17 protein-coding genes and 1 pseudogene are annotated in these 20427 nt (G+C 73.5%); 11 read left to right on the top strand and 7 right to left on the bottom strand.

Translation table 11 applies throughout. From position 1 onward, the window contains the following. Both AB0O11_RS09250 and AB0O11_RS09245 read left to right on the top strand, forming a co-directional pair. Positions 1 to 1764 carry a glycoside hydrolase family 36 protein gene (locus AB0O11_RS09250; protein ID WP_363383535.1) on the top strand — a complete coding sequence of 588 codons (1764 nt, stop codon included), beginning with the start codon at positions 1 to 3 and terminating at the stop codon, positions 1762 to 1764. 65 nt (positions 1765 to 1829) lie between these two features. Beyond that, positions 1830 to 2897 carry a LacI family DNA-binding transcriptional regulator gene (locus tag AB0O11_RS09245; RefSeq protein WP_363383533.1) on the top strand — a complete coding sequence of 356 codons (1068 nt, stop codon included), beginning with the start codon at positions 1830 to 1832 and terminating at the stop codon, positions 2895 to 2897. Between the two features lie 14 nt (positions 2898 to 2911). Here the strand turns inward: AB0O11_RS09245 and AB0O11_RS09240 are convergent, their stop codons facing one another. Continuing rightward, the gene (locus AB0O11_RS09240; protein WP_363383531.1) at positions 2912 to 3739 is read right to left on the bottom strand and encodes a DeoR/GlpR family DNA-binding transcription regulator; all 828 of its coding nucleotides are present in this window, start codon (positions 3737 to 3739) and stop codon (positions 2912 to 2914) included. Positions 3740 to 3844: 105 nt separating this feature from the next. On the opposite strand from AB0O11_RS09240, the gene galT reads away from it, so the two are divergent. Both galT and galK read left to right on the top strand, forming a co-directional pair. After that, positions 3845 to 4951 carry a galactose-1-phosphate uridylyltransferase gene (galT, locus tag AB0O11_RS09235; RefSeq protein WP_363383529.1) on the top strand — a complete coding sequence of 369 codons (1107 nt, stop codon included), beginning with the start codon at positions 3845 to 3847 and terminating at the stop codon, positions 4949 to 4951. Continuing rightward, entirely contained in the window at positions 4948 to 6075 is a 1128-nt protein-coding gene (galK, locus tag AB0O11_RS09230) for a galactokinase (RefSeq protein WP_363383528.1), read from the top strand. Before galT ends, galK begins: the two co-directional genes overlap by 4 nt. Position 6076: 1 nt before the next feature. Here galK and AB0O11_RS09225 read toward each other — a convergent pair whose 3' ends face one another. Then, positions 6077 to 6739, bottom strand: coding sequence for an NAD(P)-binding domain-containing protein (locus tag AB0O11_RS09225; RefSeq protein WP_363383526.1), 663 nt, complete (start codon positions 6737 to 6739; stop codon positions 6077 to 6079). Between AB0O11_RS09225 and AB0O11_RS09220 the strand changes: the two genes are divergently transcribed. Continuing rightward, positions 6668 to 7054 (top strand): hypothetical protein, encoded by a 387-nt coding sequence (locus AB0O11_RS09220; RefSeq protein ID WP_363383524.1) that lies wholly within the window; start codon positions 6668 to 6670, stop codon positions 7052 to 7054. The two genes, AB0O11_RS09225 and AB0O11_RS09220, sit on opposite strands and share 72 nt — an antisense overlap. Here the strand turns inward: AB0O11_RS09220 and AB0O11_RS09215 are convergent. Both AB0O11_RS09215 and AB0O11_RS09210 read right to left on the bottom strand, forming a co-directional pair. Then, positions 6982 to 7170 (bottom strand): annotated as a pseudogene (locus AB0O11_RS09215) (tetratricopeptide repeat protein); the annotation flags it as partial. The gene AB0O11_RS09220 and the pseudogene AB0O11_RS09215 sit on opposite strands and share 73 nt — an antisense overlap. Before the next feature lie 27 nt (positions 7171 to 7197). Continuing rightward, positions 7198 to 7818: an L-threonylcarbamoyladenylate synthase gene (locus AB0O11_RS09210; protein WP_363383522.1), complete on the bottom strand. Its 621-nt coding sequence runs from the start codon at positions 7816 to 7818 to the stop codon at positions 7198 to 7200. A gap of 94 nt (positions 7819 to 7912) precedes the next feature. Between AB0O11_RS09210 and AB0O11_RS09205 the strand changes: the two genes are divergently transcribed. Further along, positions 7913 to 9214: a cytochrome P450 gene (locus AB0O11_RS09205; RefSeq protein ID WP_363383520.1), complete on the top strand. Its 1302-nt coding sequence runs from the start codon at positions 7913 to 7915 to the stop codon at positions 9212 to 9214. Between the two features lie 51 nt (positions 9215 to 9265). Here AB0O11_RS09205 and AB0O11_RS09200 read toward each other — a convergent pair whose 3' ends face one another. Continuing rightward, a complete protein-coding gene (locus AB0O11_RS09200; protein WP_363383518.1) occupies positions 9266 to 10426 on the bottom strand; it encodes a PP2C family protein-serine/threonine phosphatase in 1161 nt (386 codons plus the stop codon). A gap of 266 nt (positions 10427 to 10692) precedes the next feature. Here AB0O11_RS09200 and AB0O11_RS09195 point away from each other — a divergent pair, with 266 nt between their 5' ends. From AB0O11_RS09195 to AB0O11_RS09175, 5 genes are all read left to right on the top strand, one after another. Then, entirely contained in the window at positions 10693 to 11274 is a 582-nt protein-coding gene (locus AB0O11_RS09195) for a hypothetical protein (RefSeq protein ID WP_363383516.1), read from the top strand. A gap of 260 nt (positions 11275 to 11534) precedes the next feature. After that, positions 11535 to 14387 (top strand): SpoIIE family protein phosphatase, encoded by a 2853-nt coding sequence (locus AB0O11_RS09190; protein WP_363383515.1) that lies wholly within the window; start codon positions 11535 to 11537, stop codon positions 14385 to 14387. A 79-nt stretch (positions 14388 to 14466) separates the two neighbouring features. Then, positions 14467 to 16029: a sugar ABC transporter ATP-binding protein gene (locus AB0O11_RS09185; protein ID WP_363383513.1), complete on the top strand. Its 1563-nt coding sequence runs from the start codon at positions 14467 to 14469 to the stop codon at positions 16027 to 16029. Continuing rightward, positions 16013 to 17089, top strand: coding sequence for an ABC transporter permease (locus tag AB0O11_RS09180; RefSeq protein ID WP_363383511.1), 1077 nt, complete (start codon positions 16013 to 16015; stop codon positions 17087 to 17089). The genes AB0O11_RS09185 and AB0O11_RS09180 overlap by 17 nt, the downstream gene beginning before the upstream one ends. Positions 17090 to 17121: 32 nt before the next feature. Next, the gene (locus AB0O11_RS09175) at positions 17122 to 18237 is read left to right on the top strand and encodes a substrate-binding domain-containing protein (RefSeq protein WP_363383572.1); all 1116 of its coding nucleotides are present in this window, start codon (positions 17122 to 17124) and stop codon (positions 18235 to 18237) included. 95 nt (positions 18238 to 18332) lie between these two features. On the opposite strand, the gene AB0O11_RS09170 is transcribed toward AB0O11_RS09175, so the two are convergent. Both AB0O11_RS09170 and AB0O11_RS09165 read right to left on the bottom strand, forming a co-directional pair. Next, positions 18333 to 19457, bottom strand: coding sequence for a PP2C family protein-serine/threonine phosphatase (locus tag AB0O11_RS09170; protein WP_363383509.1), 1125 nt, complete (start codon positions 19455 to 19457; stop codon positions 18333 to 18335). Positions 19458 to 19897: 440 nt separating this feature from the next. Continuing rightward, positions 19898 to 20311, bottom strand: a complete 414-nt coding sequence (locus tag AB0O11_RS09165; protein WP_363383507.1) for a Fur family transcriptional regulator — start codon at positions 20309 to 20311, stop codon at positions 19898 to 19900. Positions 20312 to 20427 lie beyond the last annotated feature (116 nt).

Below are 20427 nucleotides of genomic sequence, written 5' to 3'. Positions count from 1 at the left end.
ATGACCGAGAGCACGAGCGACACGACGAGCGCCGCCACGACCGGCACGAGCACGGCCGAGGTCTGGGAGCCGCACGCCCCCAGCGCCGCCGGCGGCCTGCACCCGCTGTACGCCGAGGGCCTGGACCTGCGGGTGAGCGGGACGGGCACCGCCCAGGGCATCGCCGACGGGGTGGTGGAGGTGACCGCCGAGGGCGCGGGCGAGGTGCGGATCGAATGGCGGGTGCCCTGCGTCGACGCCACCGCCCTGTGGACCCCCGAGCCGCGCGGCACCGGCTGGCTGCCCGCCGCCTGGAGCGCCCCGCGCCGCACCTCGCTGGCCAACGGCGCGCCGATCGCCGCGCTGGTCGGCACCGGGGACGTCGCCCTGTGCGCCTTCGCCGCCGGGCGCCCGGACGTGCTGGCCGGGGCCGGAGTGGTCGAGGAGACCGGCGAGTTCCGGTTCTGGGCCCAGGCCACCGACCGGCTCACCGTCCGGATCGACACCTCCCGCCGGCACTTCGGCCGCGCCCTGGCCGACCTCGCCGCCTGGTGGGGCGAAGGCCGCACGGCCGACATCCCGGAGGCCGCCCGCCGCCCCGCGTACTCCACCTGGTACTCGATGCACCAGGACATCACGCCCAAGGGCGTCGAGACCCAGGCCGCGCTCGGCAAGGAGCTGGGCCTGGACGTGATCATCGTGGACGACGGCTGGATGACCGCCGACCGCACCCGCGGCTACGCCCACTGCGGGGACTGGGAGCCGGTCTCGCTGCCCGACACCGCCGCCCACGTCCAGCGGGTGCACGACCTGGGCGTGCGCTACATGCTCTGGTACGCGCTGCCGTTCATCGGCAAGGACAGCGCCGCGTACCGGCGGATCGGCCACCACGTGCTGGCCGACGCCGCCCACATGGGCGCGATCGTCGCCGACCCGCGCCAGCCCGAGGTCCGGGCCTTCCTCACCGACCGGCTCGCCCGGGCCGTCGAGGAGTGGGGAATGGACGGCCTCAAGGTGGACTTCGTCGACTGGTTCGCCCGCGTCGACGCCCCGCCGGCCGGCCCCGGCGCGGACTGCGAGAGCGTGGACGAGGGCGTGGAGCGGCTGCTCGCCGAGATCCGCCGCCGGATCACCGCCGCCGACCCGGAGGCGATGATCGAGCACCGCCAGCCGTACGTCAGCCCCGGCCTGTGGCCGTACGCCACCATGATCCGTGCCACCGACTGCCCGCTCAGCCCGCAGGAGAACCGGCAGCGGACCATCGACGTGCGGCTGGCCGCCGGGCCCGTCCCGGTCCACGCCGACATGCTGATGTGGCACCGGGGCGAGCCGGCCGAGCAGGTCGCCTGCCACCTGATCAACGTGCTGTTCTCGGTGCCGCAGGTCTCCGTCGACCTCGCCACCCAGACCGAGGCCCAGCGCGAGGCCATCGCCTTCTGGCTCGGCGTCTTCCGTGAGCACACCCCCACCCTCCAGCTCGGCGAACTGCTCCCGGCCCGCCCGGACCTCGGCTACCCGATGGTCACCGCGCGCGGCACCGGCACCGTGGCCGTCGCCCGCTACGCCGCGCTGGCGGTCGACGTCTCCGGCGACGACTGGCGCACCCTGCTGGTGGCCAACGCCGACGCCGACCCGGACGTCCGGCTCACCGGCGGCCGCGGACAGGCGGCGGTGACCGTGCAGGACGCCCGGGGGCGTATCGTCCGGCAGGGCGAGGCCGAGCTGGACCGGACGGACGCGATCGCCGTGCCGCGCGGCGGGCTGCTGACCCTGCGCCGAGCCTGAACCGCTCGGGGCGCCGGACCGCCGCCGGCACCCGTCCTGAGCCCCGACCACCCCTGGAGAACCGCATGCCCGAGGGACCGCGCCGGCCGCGCCGCGGCGCCACCACGATCGAGGAGGTCGCCCGGGCGGCCGGGGTCTCCCGGCAGACCGTCTCCAACGCGCTCAACGCACCCCAGCGGGTGCGCCCGGAGACTCTGGAACGGGTGAACGCGGCGATCCGCGAACTCGGCTACCAGCCCGACCAGTCGGCCCGCTCGCTGCGCAGCGGGGCCCGGCGCACCATCGGTTACCTCGCCCCGGTGGACGATCCGCTCGACCCCAACCCGCTGATGGCCGGCTTCCTGGAGGCCCTGGTCGACGCGGCCGGGGCGGCCGGGCAGCGGGTGCTGCTGTTCCGGCCGGGGCAGGGCACGGCCGACCCGGTGGCCGCGATCGACGAACTGGTGGCGGCCCGTCAGGTGGACGGACTGGTGCTGGCGGACGTGCTGCACGAGGACGTCCGGATCGCCCATGTGGCCCGGCTCGGCGTCCCGTTCGTCAGCTTCGGGCGGACCGGGCCGGGAGCGCCGCAGCACTGGGTGGACATCGACAACGAGGCGGCGATGGCCGAGGTGGTGAGGCACCTCGCGTCACTCGGCCACCGCCGGATCGGCTACCTCGGCGCCGCCGAGGAGCTGCCCTGGATGGCGGCGCGGCGGGTCGGCTTCCTGGCCGAGGCACAGCGCCTGGGCCTGTCCGCGGTGGCGACGGGCGGCGCGGAGACGGCTGCGGCGGGCTCCGTGGTGGCGTCCGTGAGGAGGCTGCTGCGCGGGCCCGACCGGCCGACCGCCTTCGCGGCCGGCAGCGACCTGCTGGCGCTGGACCTGTCCGAGGCCGTCCGGGCGGAGGGGCTGGTGGTCGGGCCCGACGGGGTGGCCGTCACCGGGTTCCACGACACGCCGCTCTGCCGCCACCTCCACCCCGCGCTGACCTCGGTCCGGCTGCCGCTGCGGACGATCGCCGTGGCTCTGGTCGGCCGGCTGCTGGACCAGGTGCGCGGGGAGGCGGCGCCGGCGCAGGGGCTGGAGCTGCCCACCGACCTGGTGGTGCGGGGGAGTTCGGGCCGGTCCGGCCGGGCGCAGCGGTCCGGCTGATCGGGCTGGTCCGGTTAGCCGGGCCGGTTCGCGTCGTCCGTCGTCGGCGCCACGATCAGCTCGCCGACCAGCCGGGCGGCGGCCGCCCGCTGCTCGGCGGGCAGGGCGTCGTCGGTGACCAGGACGTCCAGCTGGTCCAGGCCGGCGAAGGAGGCCAGGCCGACCGCGTTCCACTTGGTGTGGTCGGCCACCACGACCACCCGGCGGGCCGACCGGAGGAAGGTGCGGTTGGTCTCCGCCTCGGCCAGGTTCGGGGTGGTCAGCCCGGCCTCGGGGGACAGTCCGTGGCAGCCCAGGATCAGCAGGTTGACGTGCAGGGAACGGATCGCCTGGTCGGCCACCGGCCCGACCAGTGCGTCCGAGGGGGTCCGTACGCCACCGGTGCGGATCACCGTGGCGGTGGCCGGGGTGCCGTCCTCGGCGGGCTGTTCCAGCAGCTCGGCGATCCGCAGCGAGTTGGTCACCACGGTGAGTCCCTCGACCCCGCGCAGGTGCCGGGCCACCGCGAAGGTGGTCGTCCCGCCGGCCAGCCCGACCGCCGAACCCGGCGGCACGAGGGCGGCGGCGGCCCGGGCGATCGCGTCCTTGGCGGGCAGCTCCCAGTTCGCCTTGGTCTCGAACCCGGGCTCGCCGGTGGCGGGGGCCTCGACCCGTACCGCGCCGCCGTGCACCTTGTGCACCAGGCCGCGGCGGGCCAGTGCGTCCAGGTCTCGCCGGACCGTCATGTCGGAGACCCCGAGGTCGCGGACCAGTTCGGTGACCCGGACCCCGCCGCGCGCGCGGATCTGCTCCAGGATCAGCACGCGGCGCTGTCCGGCGAGCGGTTGGGCGCTGTCAGCCATCGGGAGGCCCTCCTTCGACCACTTCCATGAGTGGCTCTGGTGGATAATGTTTGAGATTGTAGCTTTCTGTTGATTCCAATGGCTTCACTCAGAGGAAGAAGGGCCATGCCCGGGACGTCCCTGACCCAGCCCACCGTCAGGACCGTGAACACCCTCGCGGACGGTCGGCAGCTGATCTACTACGACAGCGGTGCCGCCGCCGCCCGGAGCGCGGTGGACGAACGGCCGCTCGACCCGCAGACCCCCGGCTCCGAGGTCCGGCTGGACCCGGCCACCGGCGACTGGGTCACCATCGCGGCCCACCGCCAGGCGCGCACCTACCAGCCGCCGGCCGAGGAGTGCCCGCTCTGCCCGTCCCGGGACGGGCGGCTCAGCGAGATCCCGGCCGAGGACTACCAGGTGGCCGTCTTCGAGAACCGCTTCCCCTCGCTGGCCGGCCCGCCCGCCGAGCCCCTCCGGGCCGCCGAGGGCCTGTGGACCAGCGGCCCCGGCGCCGGGCGCTGCGAGGTGGTCTGCTTCACCGCCGACCACGAGGCCTCCTTCGCCGACCTCACCCCCGAGCGCGCCCGGCTGGTCCTGGACGCCTGGACCGACCGCACCGCCGAACTCGCCGCGCAGCCCGGCGTGCGGCAGGTCTACTGCTTCGAGAACCGCGGCGCCGAGATCGGCGTCACCCTCGCCCACCCGCACGGCCAGATCTACGCCCTGCCCTTCACCGCCCCGCGCACCGCCCGGATGGCCGCCCGCGCCGCCGAACACCGCGCCGCCACCGGTCGCAACCTGTTCGACGACCTGCTCGCCGCCGAACGCGCCCACGGCGACCGCGTCGTCCTCGCCGGGACGCACTGGACGGCCTTCGTCCCGTTCGCCGCCCGCTGGCCGTACGAGGTGCACCTGTACCCGCACCGCCGGGTGCCCGACCTGACCGCCCTGGACGCCGAGCAGCGGGACGAATTCCCCTCCCTCTACCTGGAGTTGCTGCGCCGCTTCGACCGGCTCTTCGGCGCCGGCCGCACCCCGTACATCTCCGCCTGGCACCAGGCCCCCGCCGGGCAGCGGGACGAACTCGCCCTGCACCTGGAGCTGTTCACCATCCGCCGTACCGCTGACAAGCTCAAGTACCTGGCCGGGGTGGAGTCCGGCATGGACGCCTTCGTCAACGACGTCACCCCCGAGGACGCGGCCCGCCGGCTGCGGGAGGTCGCCGCATGAACATGTTCGCGCAGCTGTACGGCCGGCCGGCCGAGGGGGAGTGGGCCGCCCCCGGCCGGGTGAACCTGATCGGCGAACACACCGACTACAACCTCGGGTTCGTCCTCCCGATCGCCCTGCCGCAGGCCGTCCGCGCCGAGGCCGCCCGCCGGACGGACGGGCTGCTGCGGCTCTGGTCCGCCCAGGGCGGTGAACTCGTCGCCCTCCGGGTCGACGACCTCGCCCCGGGCTCGGTGCCCGGCTGGGCCGGCTACCCGGCCGGCGTGGTGTGGGCGCTGCGCGAGGCCGGGCACCAGGTCGGCGGGGCGGACCTCCGGCTGGACAGCGACGTGCCCAGCGGCGCCGGGCTCTCCTCCTCGGCCGGGGTGGAGTGCGTCGTCGCCGCCGCGTACAACGACCTGTACGGGCTGGGGCTCCCGGCCGCGGAGCTGGCGGTGCTGGCGCAGCGGGCCGAGAACGCCTTCGTCGGCGTGCCCTGCGGGATCATGGACCAGATGGCCTCGATGTGCTGCCGCCCCGGGGCCGCGCTGTTCCTGGACAGCAGGGACCTGGCGATGCGTCAGGTGCCGGTCGACCTCGCGGGCGCGGGTCTCGCCCTGCTGGTCCTGGACACCCGGGTGAAGCACGACCTCGGGGACGGCGCCTACGCCGCGCTGCGGGCCGGCTGCGAGCGTGCCGCCGCCCTGCTCGGGCTGCCCGCGCTGCGCTCGCTCCGGCCGTCCGGGCTGGATGAAGCGCTCGCCCGACTCCCTTCGGAACTCGTTCCGTTGGTGCGGCACGTGGTCACCGAGAACGCCCGCGTGGAGGCCGCCGTCGCCCGACTGGACGCCGGCGACCTCGCCGCGCTCGGCCCGATCCTCACGGCCGGGCACGCCTCGCTGCGCGACGACTACCAGGTCTCCTGCCCGGAGACCGACCTCGCCGTCGAGGCCGCCCTGGCCGCCGGCGCCCACGGCGCGCGGATGACCGGCGGCGGCTTCGGCGGCTCGGTCATCGCCCTGGTGGACGCCGACGCGGCCGAGCACGTCGCCGCCGAGGTCACCGCCGCGTTCCGCACGGCCGGGTACGCCGAACCGCGCACCCTCACCGTCGTCCCGGCGGAGGGGGCGCGCCGGCTCCGGTGACTCAGGCCCGGTGGGCGGCCGGGCGCTCCGGGGACGCCTCCGCGAGCGCCCGGGTCACCGCCTCGGTGCCGGCGCGCAGCCCGTACACCGGGGTGGCCGGCTGCTGGCGCCAGGACTCGTCGATCCCGCCCGCGTCCACGGTGTCGAAGCCCAGCTCGTCCACCAGCGCCCGGACCACCCGCTTGGCCGCCTCGTCGTCCGACGCGACCGGCACGGCGATCCGCTCAGGGTCGCCCGCCGGGCGCGGGCGCTCCAGCAGGTCCTGCGCGTAGGTGCCGTTGAACACCTTCACCACCTTGTGCCCGAGGTGCTGCTCCGTCCAGCGGCTCTCGGTGACACCGCCGTCCTCGATCGCGTCGATCCGGCCGTCGCGCTCCTTCGGGTAGTAGTTGCCGGTGTCGATCACCGCCACGCCCTCGGCGGCGCCGTCCAGCAGCCCGGCGGGCAGGTCCGGCACGTTCTTCAACGGCACCGTCACCACCACGACCTGCGCCCCCTGGGCGGCCTCGGCGACCGTCACCGCCTTCGCCCCGGTCTCGTCGACCAGCGCCGTGAGCGTCTCCGGGCCACGGGAGTTGGCCACCGATACCTCGTGCCCCAGCGCCGTCAGCCGACGCGTCAGGTTGCCGCCGATGTTGCCCGCGCCGATGATGCCGATCTTCATGGGAAGTCCCTCTTCGCGAGTGCCGTATTGGACCGTCACCTTGGCCCAACCACCCGTTGGTCGCTCCGATTCCCGGTCGGCAGGGTGGTTTCCCCGGACCTACGGTCGAAGCGGGTCTGGTTCCGGCGCGGCGTGCGTCGCGAGGGTGAACGGCATGAACCACACACCGGCGGCACCGGCACCCTCGACCTCGTCTACGACACCCTCCGCCCGGCCGACGACCCCGGCCGGGCCCTGGTCACCTACACCGCCGACCCGGGCTCGCCCTCGGACGACGGGCTGCGGCTGCTGCTGTCCTGGGCGGCCTCGGGCTGAGGACCGTCGGCGACTTCGAGCAGGTTCGTCTTCGCCAGCACGGTGTCCGGATGGTCCGGTCCGAGGACACGGTCAAGGTCCGCCACTGCCCGGCGGAACATCTCCACCGCTTCATCCGGGCGTCCGAGGGTGTGCCCGGTCCGTCACTCGAAGCGGGAGGGGTCGCCGGCCCCGCGCCGGACGATCTCCGGTCCGCCGCCGGAGAAGTCGACGACCGTCGTCGGTTCCGTGCCGCAGTCGCCCGAATCCACCACGGCGTCCAGCACGTGGTCGAGCCGCTCCTTGATCTCCCACCCCTGGGTCATCGGTTCGTCCTCGCCGGGGAGGACCAGGGTGCTGGAGACCAGGGGCTCACCGAGTTCGGTGAGCAGGGCCCTGGTGACGGCGTGGTCGGGGATCCTGACTCCCACCGTCTTCTTCTTCGGGTGCATCAGACGGCGCGGAACCTCCTTGGTGGCAGGGAGGATGAAGGTGTAGCTGCCCGGTGTCGCGGCCTTCACGGCGCGGAAGACGTTGTTGTCGAGCTGGACGAACTGCCCCAGCTGCGCGAAGTCCACGCACATCAGAGTGAAGTGGTGGCGCTCGTCGAGGCGCCGGATCGACCGGATCCGTTCGAGGCCGTCGCGGTTGTCCAACCGGCAGCCCAGGGCGAAACAGGAGTCGGTCGGGTACGCGATGAGGGCCCCGGACCGGAGACCGTCCGCCACGGTGCTGATGGTGCGCGGCTGGGGGGACTCTGGGTGCACGTCGAAGTACTTCGCCATTGGCCGACCCTACGGGATCCCGGCCGGCGATCGGCGCAGCCGCGGCATCCCGCGTCCTGGTGGGCCGCCGGTGCACGGCGTACGGTCGGTGGGTATGGGCTTCGACCAGGCACGGGCGAACCGGATCTTCCTCCCCGACACGTACGCCGAGGGCGTGCCGTACGACCTGTTCCGCGAGCTGCGGGCCGAAGCACCGGTCTGCTGGGTGGAGGAACCGGCGGTGGGGGACTGGCCGGCCGGGCCCGGCTACTGGGCGGTGCTGCGGCACGCGGACGTGAAGCACGTGCTGCGCAGCCCGGAGGACTTCTCCTCCCACCTCGGTGCGACCCAGATCAGGGACCCGGACACGCCCGCCGACCTGGCCTTCGCCCGCACGATGATGCTCAACCAGGACCCGCCCGACCACTCCCGGCTGCGCCGGGCCGTCGCGGCCGCGTTCACCCCGCGGGCGCTGCACGAGTTGACCGTGACCGTCGAGCAGCGCGCGGCCGAACTCGTCGCCGGGATCCGCCCGTTGGGCGAGGCCGACTTCGTGCCGATCGCCGCCGACCTGCCGGTGTGGACGCTGGCGCGGATCCTCGGCGTGCCGGAGCAGGACCGCCGGCTCCTGGTCGACTGGTCGAACCGGGTGATCGGTTACCAGGATCCCGACTACGCCCGGTCGAGCACGGCCGATCCGTCGGGCCTCACCGATCTGGGGCGGGCCGCGCTCGCCCGCCGCCCCGCCGTCCTCACCGCCCCCGACGGTCGCCCGGTCAACCCGCGTTCCCGCACGGCCCTCGCCGACATGCTCGGGTACGCCCACGCGCTCGCCGAACAGCCGCCGCCGGGCACCATCGTCGCCCGCATGCGCGAAGCCGGCCTGACCGCCACCGAGTTCGAGACGATGTTCTTCCTCTTCGCCGTCGCCGGGAACGAGACGCTGCGTAACGGCCTGCCCGGCGGTCTGTACTCCCTGCTCACCCACGCCGACCAGTACGACCGGTTGTCCCGACGGCCTGACCTGATCCCTTCGGCGGTGGAGGAGTTGCTTCGGTTCTGGCCGCCGGTGCTGGAGTTCCGGCGCACCGCCACCCGGGACGTGGTGTTGGCCGGGAGGCCGATCCGCAGCGGAGACAAGGTGGTCGTCCATCACGCCTCCGCCAACCGGGATGAATCGGTCTTCCCCGACCCGGACCGGCTGGACATCACCCGCACGCCGAACGACCACGTCAGCTTCGGGTTCGGCCCGCACTTCTGCGTGGGAGCGCGACTCGCGAGGATCCAGATGTCGGCCTTGATCCGCCGGATCGTCGCCGACCTGCCCGGCCTGGAGCTCGCTTCGGACGCGCCACCGAAGCGGCTGGTCTCCAACTTCCAGAACGGGTTGAAGGACCTGTGCGTCCGCTGGCGGTAGCCAGGCGCCCCGGACGGCCGCTGTTCGACGGCCGTCCGGCTCGGCGTTGGATCACTCTCGCAGAGGGGGCGGGTTCCGACCGGGCTCGGCGGGGTGGGCGGCGATGGGTTCGGCGCGCCGGATGGCGATGACGGCCGCGTCGTCGTCGAGGCGGTGGCCGACGTGAGCGAGGAGGTCGCGGCGGATGTGGTGGACGAGTGCCTCGGGGGAGCATCTGGTCCAGTGGGCGGCGCGATCGGCGAGCGGGTAGAACTCGCCGGTGCCGTCGCGTGCCTCGGTGACCCCGTCGGTGTACAGGAGCAGGGTGTCGCCTCTCTCGAACGGGAAGTTGTCGCTCGGGTACTTGCCGTCGCCGAGGTCGTTCACGCCGAGGGGCGGAGCGGCCGGCACGGAGTCGACGGGCCGTGCGCGGCCGTTGCGCAGCAGGAGGGGCGGCGGGTGTCCGCAGTTGGTCATGTGGGCGACGGGTTCGTCGTCGGGCAGGTCGAGGAGGATCGCGGTGATGAAGTGCTCGACGATGTCGCCGCTCTCCTGGGCGAAGTCGGTGAGGTAGCGCCCCACGTTGTGGTCGAGCGTGGACGCCAGGTCCGCCAGGGTGTCGTGCTGTGCGGCGATGAGGCGGAAGGCGCTGACCAGCAGGGCCGACTCGCCGACGGCGGCCAGGCCCTTGCCCCGGACGTCTCCGATGACCATGCGGGTTCCGCCCGCGATGCGGGTGGCGGTGTAGAGGTCGCCGCCGATCTGTGTCTCTTTTTCGGCGGCGAGGTACATCGTGGCGATCCGAAGCGGCCCGATCTGTTCGGGCAGCGGGCGCAGCAGGGCGCGCTGGGCGGCTTCGGCGACCGACTGGGCGCGGGCGAGCTGTCCGGCCCGGTGTTCGCGGACGGCGGTGAAGATGACGATCAGGACGCACAGGACGGTCAGCGCGACGATCTGCGCGATGTGGTTGCTGGTGGTGAAGCCGCCGTGGAGGAAGGCGATGAGGACCTGAGCGGCGATGGCCAGGGCTCCGACGAGGGCGGTCGCGCGGAGGCGGGCGAACGAGGGGGTGAGGGCAGGGGCGATCACCAGGAGCGGGCCGAGGTGGATGGTGGTGGGGGAGTGGAGATCGACCACGGTGATCACCGAGATGAGGGCAAGCGGAATCAGCAGCAGCGCCCAGCTCCGTTGCCCGCGCTGCTGGTGGCGGGCCGCGCGTGCTCGGACTTCCATGTCCCCACTGTGCTCCTGGGTGTCGGCGAGCGCAGGCGTGCTGACCGATGCGTGGTGACCGACTTACCAGCCGTAGCCGCTCCGGGTCGCTTGAGGTGCGGGAATTCCACCGGCATGCGGTACGTGCCGCGTTTTCACCTGGCTGGACTCATGGTGTCACACCTCGGACATGTCCGACATGACAGTCATAAGGGCTGTCATTACGTTCATCGCAGATCGGTCACCCGGTCGACGTCCGTGAGGCAGAGAGACAGAGAGACAGTGACATGCGCACGCGCACATTGGTTGTGGCCGCTGCGGGAGTAGGCGCGGCGGCCCTTGCGACCACCGGTATCACCTACACCCTGACCGCCGGATCCACCTCGGCGCCCCCGTCTGCCCAGCGGGCGGCCCAGCCCGTCCAGCAGGCCGCCCCGGAGCCCCCGGCCGTCCAGCCGGCGGCTCCGCCCGTCCAGCAAGCCGCCCCGGCCGAGGCTGTCGAGGGCGGCGGCAGCGAGGACGGGGAGAAGCGTGAGGGCCACGACCGCCATGACGGCGGACGCGACCACGGCCATGAGAAAGAGGGAAGGATCTACTTCAACGAACGTACGTACTCCGCCTCCACCGAGGGATGCATCACCGCTGCCAGCGGACTGGGCTCCAGCAGCTTCAGCATTTTCAACGACAGTCGGAAGGTCGTCCACGTCTTCCGCGGCTTTTCCTGTGACAACGGCGCTCCGGTCGCCACCGTGGGGCCCTACGGCGCCACCAATGGCGTCGTGACCCGTACCACCGGCCGCTGGGGCGTGTTCGGTGGCGACGGCGCCGTGGGCAGCTTCCTTGTGACCGACTACGGCGACGAGTGGTGACAGCGCTGCCCGGAGCACGGCCGGCACGGCACGTGGACCGGCGAGCGGACGCCGTCGACGGGGCGTCGCCGGCCCGTCGGCGCCGGTCATGGCACTCCTCAACCCGTCCCCCGCTCTGCCGATGATGCGGTGAGGGCCGTACTGCCGCCACCGTGCCCGGGGAGTGTGCGCGATCCGGTGACAAGCACCGCAGAACGGGCAAAGTCCTAATATTGCATCGAAGGGTGCAGGTCTGCGGAAATGCGAGCGCTGTGGCGGTCATGACGGCTTCGGACGAGGCGGGGACCGGCCCCGTACGGGCCCGTGAGCGGTTCATGCTCGGTGAACCGGTCGAGGGCGGCGTGCGGAATCTGATCCTGGACTCCTGGCAACGCTGCCAGTCGCTGGGGATCTCCCCGGACGGCTCCGAGCTCCCGTACCGGCCGGACATCGACCTGGACGGCCGGCTGGTCCGCGCGGCCAGACCCGTGCTGGACCGGCTGGCATCCAGGTTCGCCGGCAGCCGGATGAACGTGGCCCTGGCCGACGGGGGCGGGGCGGTGCTGGAGCGCCGTTTCGGCGAAGCGTCCATGGCCAGGCAGCTGCCCGCGATCCAGAGCGTCCCGGGCTTCGTGTTCGCCGAGCAGTACGGCGGGACCAACGGCATCGGGCTGGCACTCACGGAACGGCGGCTCGTCCAGGTCTTCGGCGCCGAGCACTTCGCCGAGCGCGGCCAGTCGAACGCCTGCACGGCGATCCCCGTCCGCGACCCCCTCAGCGGACGGATCGAGGGGGTCCTCTGCTTCGGCTATCCGCGCGCCTACGCGGACCCGCAGATGGAGGTCCTGATCCGCAAGGCCGCCTCCGCCATCGAGCGGCGCCTGCTGGCGCAGAGCTCGGCGCGGGAGCGCACCTTGCTGCGCGCGTACCTCGACTCCAGGCGCCGTGCCCAGACCGACCAGGCGGCCGGGGACGGGCGCCTGGTCGGTCTGGACGAGCTGCCCCGGAGCGGTCTGGACCGGCACGACCGGATACTGCTCGAACAGATGGCCACCGAGCTGATCTCCTCGGCCCGCCGCACCGCGGTCGAGGTGACCCTCTCCCAGGGGCGGCGGGCCACCCTGCTGAGCCGCCCGGTGGTCAGTTCGTCCGGGGTGGAGGGCTTCGTCATCGAGGCGATCCTGTGCGGCGACTCGCTGCCCCGGCTCGTCACCCCCGACCAGGCCGGTCGGCCGGTCGGCCTCCCGGCGCCCGCCACGACCACCGCCGGCCCACCGCTCGGGGACCTCGTGGGGGCGTCGGACCGCGGGGCCGAGGCGCCGTCCGCCCCCGAGCGCGGCGCAGCCACCAGGCTGCTGCTGCTGGGCGAGCCGGGCGTGGGACAGTACGCCGTCGCGGCCCGCCGCCGACTGGAGCTGCTGACCGAGGCCAGCACCCGCATCGGCACCACCCTGAACGTGACCCGCACCGCCTGGGAACTCGCCGAGATGGCCGTCCCGCGGCTGGCCGACTACGTCACCATCGACCTGCCCGAGAGCGTCCTGCGAGGTGAGGAGCCCACCGACGCCGCCGGCGAGCTGCACCGCACGGTGGTCCACGGCATCGGCGCCGCCCGCCCCTTCTACCGGGTCGGCGAGCGGGTCGACCTCAGCCCCACCACGCCCCACCGCCGTTGCCTGGCCGGCGGGCAGGCGGTGCTGGAACCCGATCTGCGCAGTGCCGCCGGCTGGATCTCGCAGGACCCCGAGGCGGCCGAGCGCCTCTTCGAGCACCACATCCACTCCCTCATCACCGTTCCGCTGCTGGCCCGCGGCGTCGTGCTGGGCATCGCCGCCTTCTACCGCGCCCGGAACCCCGCCCCCTACGGGGACGACGACCGCTCGCTGGCCCAGGAGCTGGCCACCCGCGCCGCCATCTGCATCGACAACGCCCGCCGCTACACCCGCGAACACGCCATGGTCCTGGCCCTGCAGCACAGCCTGCTCCCGCGCAGCCTGCCCGAGCAGAGCGCCATCGAGGTCGCCCACCGCTACCTGCCCGCCGAGTCCGGGGTGCGCGGGGACTGGTTCGACGTCATCCCCCTCTCCGGTGCGCGGGTCGCCCTGGTCGTCGGCGACGTGGTCGGCCACGGGCTGCACGCCGCCGCCACCATGGGCCGCCTGCGCACCGCCGTGCACAACTTCGCCGAACTGGACCTCGCCCCCGACGAGCTCCTCACCCACCTGGACAACCTCGTGGGGCGCCTGGACCGGGACGAGGACGGCGCGGCGCCCGCCACCGGCAACGACGGCATCGTCGGCGCGTCCTGCCTGTACGCCGTCTACGACCCGACCTCGCAGCGCTGCACGCTGGCCCGCGCCGGTCACCCGCCACCCGCGGTGGTCCACCCGGACGGCACGGTCACCCTTCCCGACCTCCCCGCCGGGCCCCCGCTCGGCCTGGGCGGCCTGCCGTTCGAGACCGCCGAGCTGCACCTCCCCGAAGGCAGCCAGCTGGTCCTCTACTCCGACGGACTCCTCGAAGACCACTACCGCGACCCCGACGCGGCCCTCGACCGCCTGCGCACCGCCCTGGCCCACCCGAACCGCTCACCCGAGGACACCTGTCGCACGGTCGTGGAGGCCGTGGTACCCGAGCACCCGGCCGACGACGTCACGCTGCTCGTCGCCCGCACCCACGCCCTCGACCCCGGCCGGATCGCCATCTGGGACCTGCCCGCCGACCCGGCCCGGGTCGGCGACATCCGCGCCGCCGCCGCCCGCCGCCTGGGCGACTGGGGGCTGGACGAGGTCGCCTTCGTCGCCGAACTGCTGCTCAGCGAGCTGGTCACCAACGCCATCCGCTACGGCATCGAGCCCATCCAGGTCCGTCTGATCCACGACCGCGCCCTGATCTGCGAGGTCTCCGACGGCAGCAGCACCGCCCCCCACCTGCGCCACGCGGCCACCACCGACGAGGGCGGCCGCGGTCTGTTCCTCGTCGCCCAGCTCACCCAGGCCTGGGGCACCCGCTACACGGCCAGGGGCAAGGTCATCTGGGCCGAATGCGCCCTGGAGGCGTCCGACGGCGTCCCCGACCTCTTCGAGAGCCACCTCTTCGAGAACCAGTTCGCCGACATTCCCGAAATCGAATGACCAGCCCTCCGGGCACCAACGGCCACCGTGGCGTGTCAGCACCACGGCGGCCGGGCCGGGCTGGTAGGAACGGTGGTCCATGCACGACACCCCCGACGCCCCGGCGGGCCCACCCGCGTGCCGCGGCCCACTCGTCCGCATCCGCGGTCTCGGCAAGCGGTTCGGCGGCACTCCCGCGCTGGCCGGGATCGACCTCGACATCCATCGCGGCAGCGTCCTGGCCCTGCTCGGTCCGAACGGCGCCGGCAAGTCCACCCTCATCCGGACGCTCGCCGGGATCCACCGCCCGGACCGGGGCGAGGTGACGGTGGCCGGGCACCCGCTCGGCACCGAGGCCGCCGCCCGCCGCATGGCCTTCATCCACCAGGACCTCGGTCTCGTCGAGTGGATGACGGTCGCCGAGAACATCGCCCTGGTCGCCGGCTACCCGCGCCGTCACGGGCTGATCTCCTGGCGGCGGACCGGGGAGCGCTGCGCCGACGCCCTCGCCCTGATCGCCGGGCACCTCGACGCCGACGCGCGAATCGCCGACCTCGCCCCCGCCGAGCGCTCGCTGGTCGCCATCGCCCGCGCGCTGGCGACGCGGGCGGAGCTCATCGTCCTGGACGAGCCGACCGCCGGCCTCCCTGCCGCGGACTGCGCCCGGCTCTTCGCCGTCCTGCGCACCCTGCGCGACCGAGGGCACGGCATCGTCTACGTCACCCACCGGCTCGACGAGGTCCACCAGGTTGCCGACACCTTCGCCGTCCTGCGCGACGGCCGTCTGATCAGCTCCGGACCGCTCTCCGGCCGCAGCCGCCGGCGCCTGGTCCACGACATCGTGGGCCGCGAACCGGTCAGCCACCGGGCCGCCCCGGCCGCCCCCGCCGAGGGCCCGGTGGTGCTGAGCCTCGACGCGGTGCGGACCGCGAACGCCGGGCCGGTCAGCCTCAAGCTGCGCGCCGGCGAGATCCTCGGCATGGTGGGCCTCACCGGCGCCGGCCATGTCGACCTGGGCCGCGCCCTCGCCGGAGCCCGTCCGATCCTCGGCGGGCGGGCCCTGCTCGACGGCCGACCGTACACCCCGCACACGGTGGCCGGTGCCGTCGGCGCCGGCGTCGGCCTGGTCGCCGGCAACCGCCAGGAGGAGGGCTGCGCCGCGGAACTGACGGTCCGTGAGAACTTTCTGGCGAACCCCCGGGCGGGCGGCCGGCCGGCGCTGCACTGGATCAGCCCCCGGCGCGAGCGGGCCCGGGCCGCCGCCCTGATCGAGCGCTTCTCGGTGCACCCCCGTGACAGCGAGGCGCCGATCGCCACGCTGTCCGGCGGGAACCAGCAGAAGATCATGGTCGGCCGGTGGCTCCGGGTGCACCGGCGACTGTTGATCCTCGAAGAGCCGACCGCCGGCATCGACATCGGCGCCAAGGCCGAGCTCTACCGCCTGCTCGACCGGGCGCTTGCCGACGGCCTCGCGGTCCTGCTCGTCTCCACCGACTTCGAGGAGGTCGCCACCGTGTGCCACCGTGCCCTGGTGTTCGTCCGCGGGACGGTGACCGCGGAGCTGACCGGTGCGGCCCTCACCGCCACCGAACTCACCTCAGCCGCCTCGGCCATGCCTCCCGTCACCGGCGGTGACGGCAACGGGCGTGCGACAGGCCGATGACCGCGCGCTCCTTCCGCCGATCCCCCGAGGGCGCCGGCACGGGCACCTGATCGGCAGCTACGGCCTGCCGGCCCTCGCCGCGCTGCTGTTCCTGATCTTCTCCGTCGCGCTGCCGAACACCTTCCCCACCCTCGACAACGTCTCCTCGATCCTGTCCAACCAGTCGATCCCCGCCATCCTCGCGCTCGGCGCGACGATCCCCATCGCCACCGGCAGATTCGACCTGTCCATCGGCTACGGCCTCGGCCTCGCGCACGTCGCGGTGCTGCGGCTCATCGTCGACGGCAACTGGCCCTGGCCGCTCGCCTGCCTGGCCGTGATCCTGGGCGGAGCGGCCTTCGGGGCCCTCAACGGTGTCATCGTCGAGTACGGGCGGATCGACTCCTTCATCGCCACGCTCGGCACCGGCAGCATCCTGTACGCCTTCACCGGCTGGATCACCGGTGGCGCCCGGGTCCTCCCCGGCACGGGCGGTCTGCCGGCCGCCTTCACCGACCTCTACGACTCCACGTTCCTCGGACTGCCGGTGTCCGCCTCCTACGTGCTCGCGCTCGCGGCCGTCCTGTGGCTGCTCCAGGAGCGGCTGCCGCTCGGCCGGTACCTGTACGTCATCGGCTCCAACCCGCGCGCCGCCGAACTCGTCGGAATCCCCACCCGCCGCTACAGCGTCTACGCCTTCGCCGGATCGGGCCTGGTCGTCGGTTTCGCGGGGGTCCTGCTCGCCGCGCAGCAGCAGATCGGCAACCCGAGCGTCGGCCTGGAGTACCTGCTGCCCGCGTTCGTCGGCGCGCTGCTCGGCTCCACCGCCATCAAACCCGGACGCGCCAACAGCCTGGGCACCGTGGTCGCCGTCGCCGTCCTCGCCATCGGCCTGGCCGGCATCGGGCAGCTCGGCGCCGACTTCTGGGCCGTGCCGCTGTTCAACGGCGCGACGCTGCTCCTCGCCGTCGGCCTGGCCGGCTACTCCGTACGCCGCCGGCTGCGCGCCGGTGGCGCCGGGACCCGCGGTTCGCGCACGCCGCCGTCGACGGACGCGGCATCCTCCCGGGACACGCCGTGAAGCGCGGTGCCGCGACCGTGCTGGCGGCGGTCATGCTGGCAACGGCGGGCACCGCGCTGGACGGCTGCCAGCGCGGCGTGTCGACCGGGACCGGGGCCCCCGTCGCAGGGCCGTCGAGCGCCGGCTGCCCGGCGGCCACCCTCACCAGGGCGAAGGCGGACGTCCAGCAGGCCGAGCAGGTCGACACCCCCTGGACCGGCCCCACCAGCGGCCCCAGGGCGGCTCCCGGCAGGACCATCGCCTTCGTCGCCCAGACCATGACCAACCCCGGCGTGGCGGGCGTCGCCAGGGGCGTCATCGAAGCCGCGGCGGTCATCGGCTGGAGCGTCCGGGTGATCGACGGACAGGGCACGCCCGCCGGCATCCAGGCGGCGCTCGGCCAGGCGGTGAACCTCCGACCCTCGGGCATCGTCATCGGTGGCTTCGACCCGGGCCTGACCTCGCAACAGGTCGCGCAGGCCGGCACGGCCCACATCCCGCTCGTCGGATGGCACGCGGTCGAGGCTCCCGGGCCGAGCACGAACCCCCCGCTCTTCAGCAACGTCACCACCAGGGTCGGGGAGGTCGCGCGGCTCAGCGCGGACTGGGTCATCGCGGAGTCCGACGGCAACGCCGGAGTCGTCGTCTTCACCGACGACTCGATCCCGTTCGCCAAGAACAAGTCCCAGCTGATCAAGGGCGAACTCGCCACCTGCCCCGGCGTGAGACTCCTGGCCTCCGCGAACATCCCCATCCCGGACGCGACCGTCCGCACCCCTCAGGAGGTCTCCGCCCTCCTCGCCCGCTTCCAGGGCCAGTGGACGCACTCCGTCGCCATCAACGACCTGTACTTCGCCGACGCCGCGCCCGCCCTGCGCGCGGCCGGCAGGCCCGGCGACGGCGCCCCGTACAACATCGGCGCGGGCGACGGCGACCCCTCGGCCTTCCAGCGCATCGACAGCAGACAGTTCCAGGCCGCCACCGTCCCCGAGCCCCTCACCGCGCAGGGCTGGCAGATCGTCGACGAGTTCAACCGCGCCTTCTCCCACCAGCCCGCCAGCGGCTACGTCTCCCCGGCCCACATCACCACCGCCGCCAACAGCGGCGGAGCAACCTCCTGGGACCCGCCGGGCTACCGCCAGGCGTACCGGACGATCTGGGGCAGGTAGCGAGGGCGGTGCTGACGGAGCCCGTGTGATCGGTTCGCGTCAGCGCCGCCGTACCGCCCTGCCGCCGCCGCAGTCGCTGACACCGAGCCTGCCCTTCAGCTCATCCCGGGCGGGCCCGGCGAGTGGGCCGGCTCCTCCCTGCCGGGGAGCCGCTGCGCGACAAGCACGGCGATGTCGTCGTCGAGGGCGGCGTCGCTGTACGCGATCAGGTCCTGGTGCAGGCGGTTCAAAAGCTCGCGTGGCGGCAGGGCGGTCCAGTCACGGACCCGCCGGGCGAGCGGGTAGAAGGCCCCGGTGCGGTCGCGGGTCTCGGTCACGCCGTCGGTGTACAGCAGCAGTTGGTCGCCCGGCCGGAAGGGCTCCACGTCGACGTGGTAGTCGCCGCCGAGCAGCACACCGAGGTTGAGAGGCGGTGACGGATCACGCGGGGCCAGTTCGCTGACCCGGCCCCGGTCGATGAGCAGGGGCGGGGGGTGGCCGCAGTTGACGATGCGGACCACGGGCTCGTCGCCGGGAATCTCGGCGAGCACCGTGGTGATGAAGCGTTCCTCGCTGCCGGGGAGCTGGGCGGCTCGGCGGCTCATGCTCCGCTCCAATCTGCGCGCTATCGCGGGCAGATCGGGCTCGTCGTAGGCGGCCTCGCGGAAGGCGGCCAGCATCGCCGCGGCCGTCTCCACCGCGAGCAGGCCCTTGCCCCGGACGTCGCCGATCAGCAGGCGCACACCGTGCGCGGTGCTCATCGCCTCGAAGAGGTCGCCGCCGATCCGGGCCTCCGCAGCCGCCGACAGGTACAGGGTTTCGATGCTGATGCGGCCCAGGAGGTGGGGGACCGGACGCAGCAGCACGCGCTGCGCCGTCTCGGCCACCGAGCGCACGGTGGCCAGGGTGCGTTCCCGGCGCGTTCGGTGGGCGGCCAGAAGGGCGCCCAGCACCCCGACCAGTGCCGTGGAGAAGTAGGTGGCGACGTAGTGGCGGTCCCACAGGTAACCCACGGCGCGGCCCGCACAGCACGGAGTGCCCGCCAGGACGCCTTCGAAGAGCACGGCGAAGACCGTGATGGCGACGACGAAGGCGGGACCATGGGCGTAGGCGGCGACGACGGGCAGGGCGATGAGCAGAAAACTCACCGGCCACTGCACGGGAGTGATCGGTTCCAGCGCGAGGATGACCGCGACATAGATGGCCGGCAGCCAGCGTATCCATGCCGGCGGGGCGGGCACCTGCGGCTCCGTCCCGCCTGGTTCGGTCACACGGTGCCGGTCGGCCCCGCCGCGGCCCGGGAGCCTCACCGCGTGCTCCGGTGGCGGCGTGCCCGGTCGAACGGGAGGCCGCGGTGGACCGGCCGGGCACGGGCGGGCCAAGCGGACCGCCGCGGCCCCACGAACGGCGGCGGGAGTCCGGCAGCCGCGGAGGGCACCGCGACGTGCAGCGATGCGACCCCGAACTCCCGGTGGCGGGCGTCATCCGGTTCGTGATCCGCCTGTACCCACATACCTCAATCATCACGGCATACCAGCCGCTGCCGCCCGCCGACGGAGTCGGGCCCGCGACCACGTGGCGCGGCCCCCGAAACGTGGCGGCCGCGACCGGGAGAGTAATCCGTCGGCTGCCGAGCGACCCGCCCGGTCCTGCCCTGGTCCCGGGCCGGCCGCCGCAGCGATCAGCCCGTGCAGTCCGGGCACAGCCCCCGGTAGGTGACCTCCGCCTGCGACACGGCGAACCCGAAGCGCTGCTCGGCCGGGAGGTCGGCCAGCGGGTTGCCCCGCGGGTGGACGTCGCGAATGGCGCCGCAGCCGGTGCAGATCAGGTGCTGGTGCGGGCGGTGCGCATTGGGGTCGTAACGCTTGGCGCGCCCGTCGGTGGACACCTCGACCACCTCGCCCAGGGTGACCAGTTCGCCGAGGGTGTTGTAGACCGTCGCCCGGGAGATCTCCGGAAGGCGCTCCGCCGCCCGGGCGTGCACCTCGTCGGCGGTCAGGTGCACGTGCTCGCCGTCCAGGACCTCGGCCACGACACGCCGCTGGGACGTGAGGCGCCAGCCGCGCCCGCGCAGCCGCTCCAGCAGGTCACTCATATCGGTTCACCTATTCAGGTCAAGGGGAGGATCGGAGTTTACCAATTCACCTCCGGCGCCCTCCGGATCCCGATCGGATATGGCCTTGGTGTCTTTCTTGACTTGGATTCCGTCCA

Origin of the sequence: Kitasatospora sp. NPDC093102, from assembly GCF_040683915.1 — a bacterium.
Classification (GTDB): domain Bacteria; phylum Actinomycetota; class Actinomycetes; order Streptomycetales; family Streptomycetaceae; genus Kitasatospora.
The sequence above is the reverse complement of the archived record's forward strand: the minus strand, read 5'-3'. Positions and strand labels throughout refer to the sequence as shown.

Excerpts from the sequence above, each read along its gene's own strand:
- AB0O11_RS09250 (WP_363383535.1), top strand. The coding sequence starts at position 1 with ATGACCGAGAGCACGAGCGACACGACGAGCGCCGCCACGACCGGCACG.
- AB0O11_RS09245 (WP_363383533.1), top strand. The coding sequence starts at position 1,830 with ATGCCCGAGGGACCGCGCCGGCCGCGCCGCGGCGCCACCACGATCGAG.
- AB0O11_RS09240 (WP_363383531.1), bottom strand. The coding sequence starts at position 3,739 with ATGGCTGACAGCGCCCAACCGCTCGCCGGACAGCGCCGCGTGCTGATC.
- galT (WP_363383529.1), top strand. The coding sequence starts at position 3,845 with ATGCCCGGGACGTCCCTGACCCAGCCCACCGTCAGGACCGTGAACACC.
- galK (WP_363383528.1), top strand. The coding sequence starts at position 4,948 with ATGAACATGTTCGCGCAGCTGTACGGCCGGCCGGCCGAGGGGGAGTGG.
- AB0O11_RS09225 (WP_363383526.1), bottom strand. The coding sequence starts at position 6,739 with ATGAAGATCGGCATCATCGGCGCGGGCAACATCGGCGGCAACCTGACG.
- AB0O11_RS09210 (WP_363383522.1), bottom strand. The coding sequence starts at position 7,818 with ATGGCGAAGTACTTCGACGTGCACCCAGAGTCCCCCCAGCCGCGCACC.
- AB0O11_RS09205 (WP_363383520.1), top strand. The coding sequence starts at position 7,913 with ATGGGCTTCGACCAGGCACGGGCGAACCGGATCTTCCTCCCCGACACG.
- AB0O11_RS09200 (WP_363383518.1), bottom strand. The coding sequence starts at position 10,426 with ATGGAAGTCCGAGCACGCGCGGCCCGCCACCAGCAGCGCGGGCAACGG.
- AB0O11_RS09195 (WP_363383516.1), top strand. The coding sequence starts at position 10,693 with ATGCGCACGCGCACATTGGTTGTGGCCGCTGCGGGAGTAGGCGCGGCG.
- AB0O11_RS09190 (WP_363383515.1), top strand. The coding sequence starts at position 11,535 with ATGACGGCTTCGGACGAGGCGGGGACCGGCCCCGTACGGGCCCGTGAG.
- AB0O11_RS09185 (WP_363383513.1), top strand. The coding sequence starts at position 14,467 with ATGCACGACACCCCCGACGCCCCGGCGGGCCCACCCGCGTGCCGCGGC.
- AB0O11_RS09175 (WP_363383572.1), top strand. The coding sequence starts at position 17,122 with ATGCTGGCAACGGCGGGCACCGCGCTGGACGGCTGCCAGCGCGGCGTG.
- AB0O11_RS09165 (WP_363383507.1), bottom strand. The coding sequence starts at position 20,311 with ATGAGTGACCTGCTGGAGCGGCTGCGCGGGCGCGGCTGGCGCCTCACG.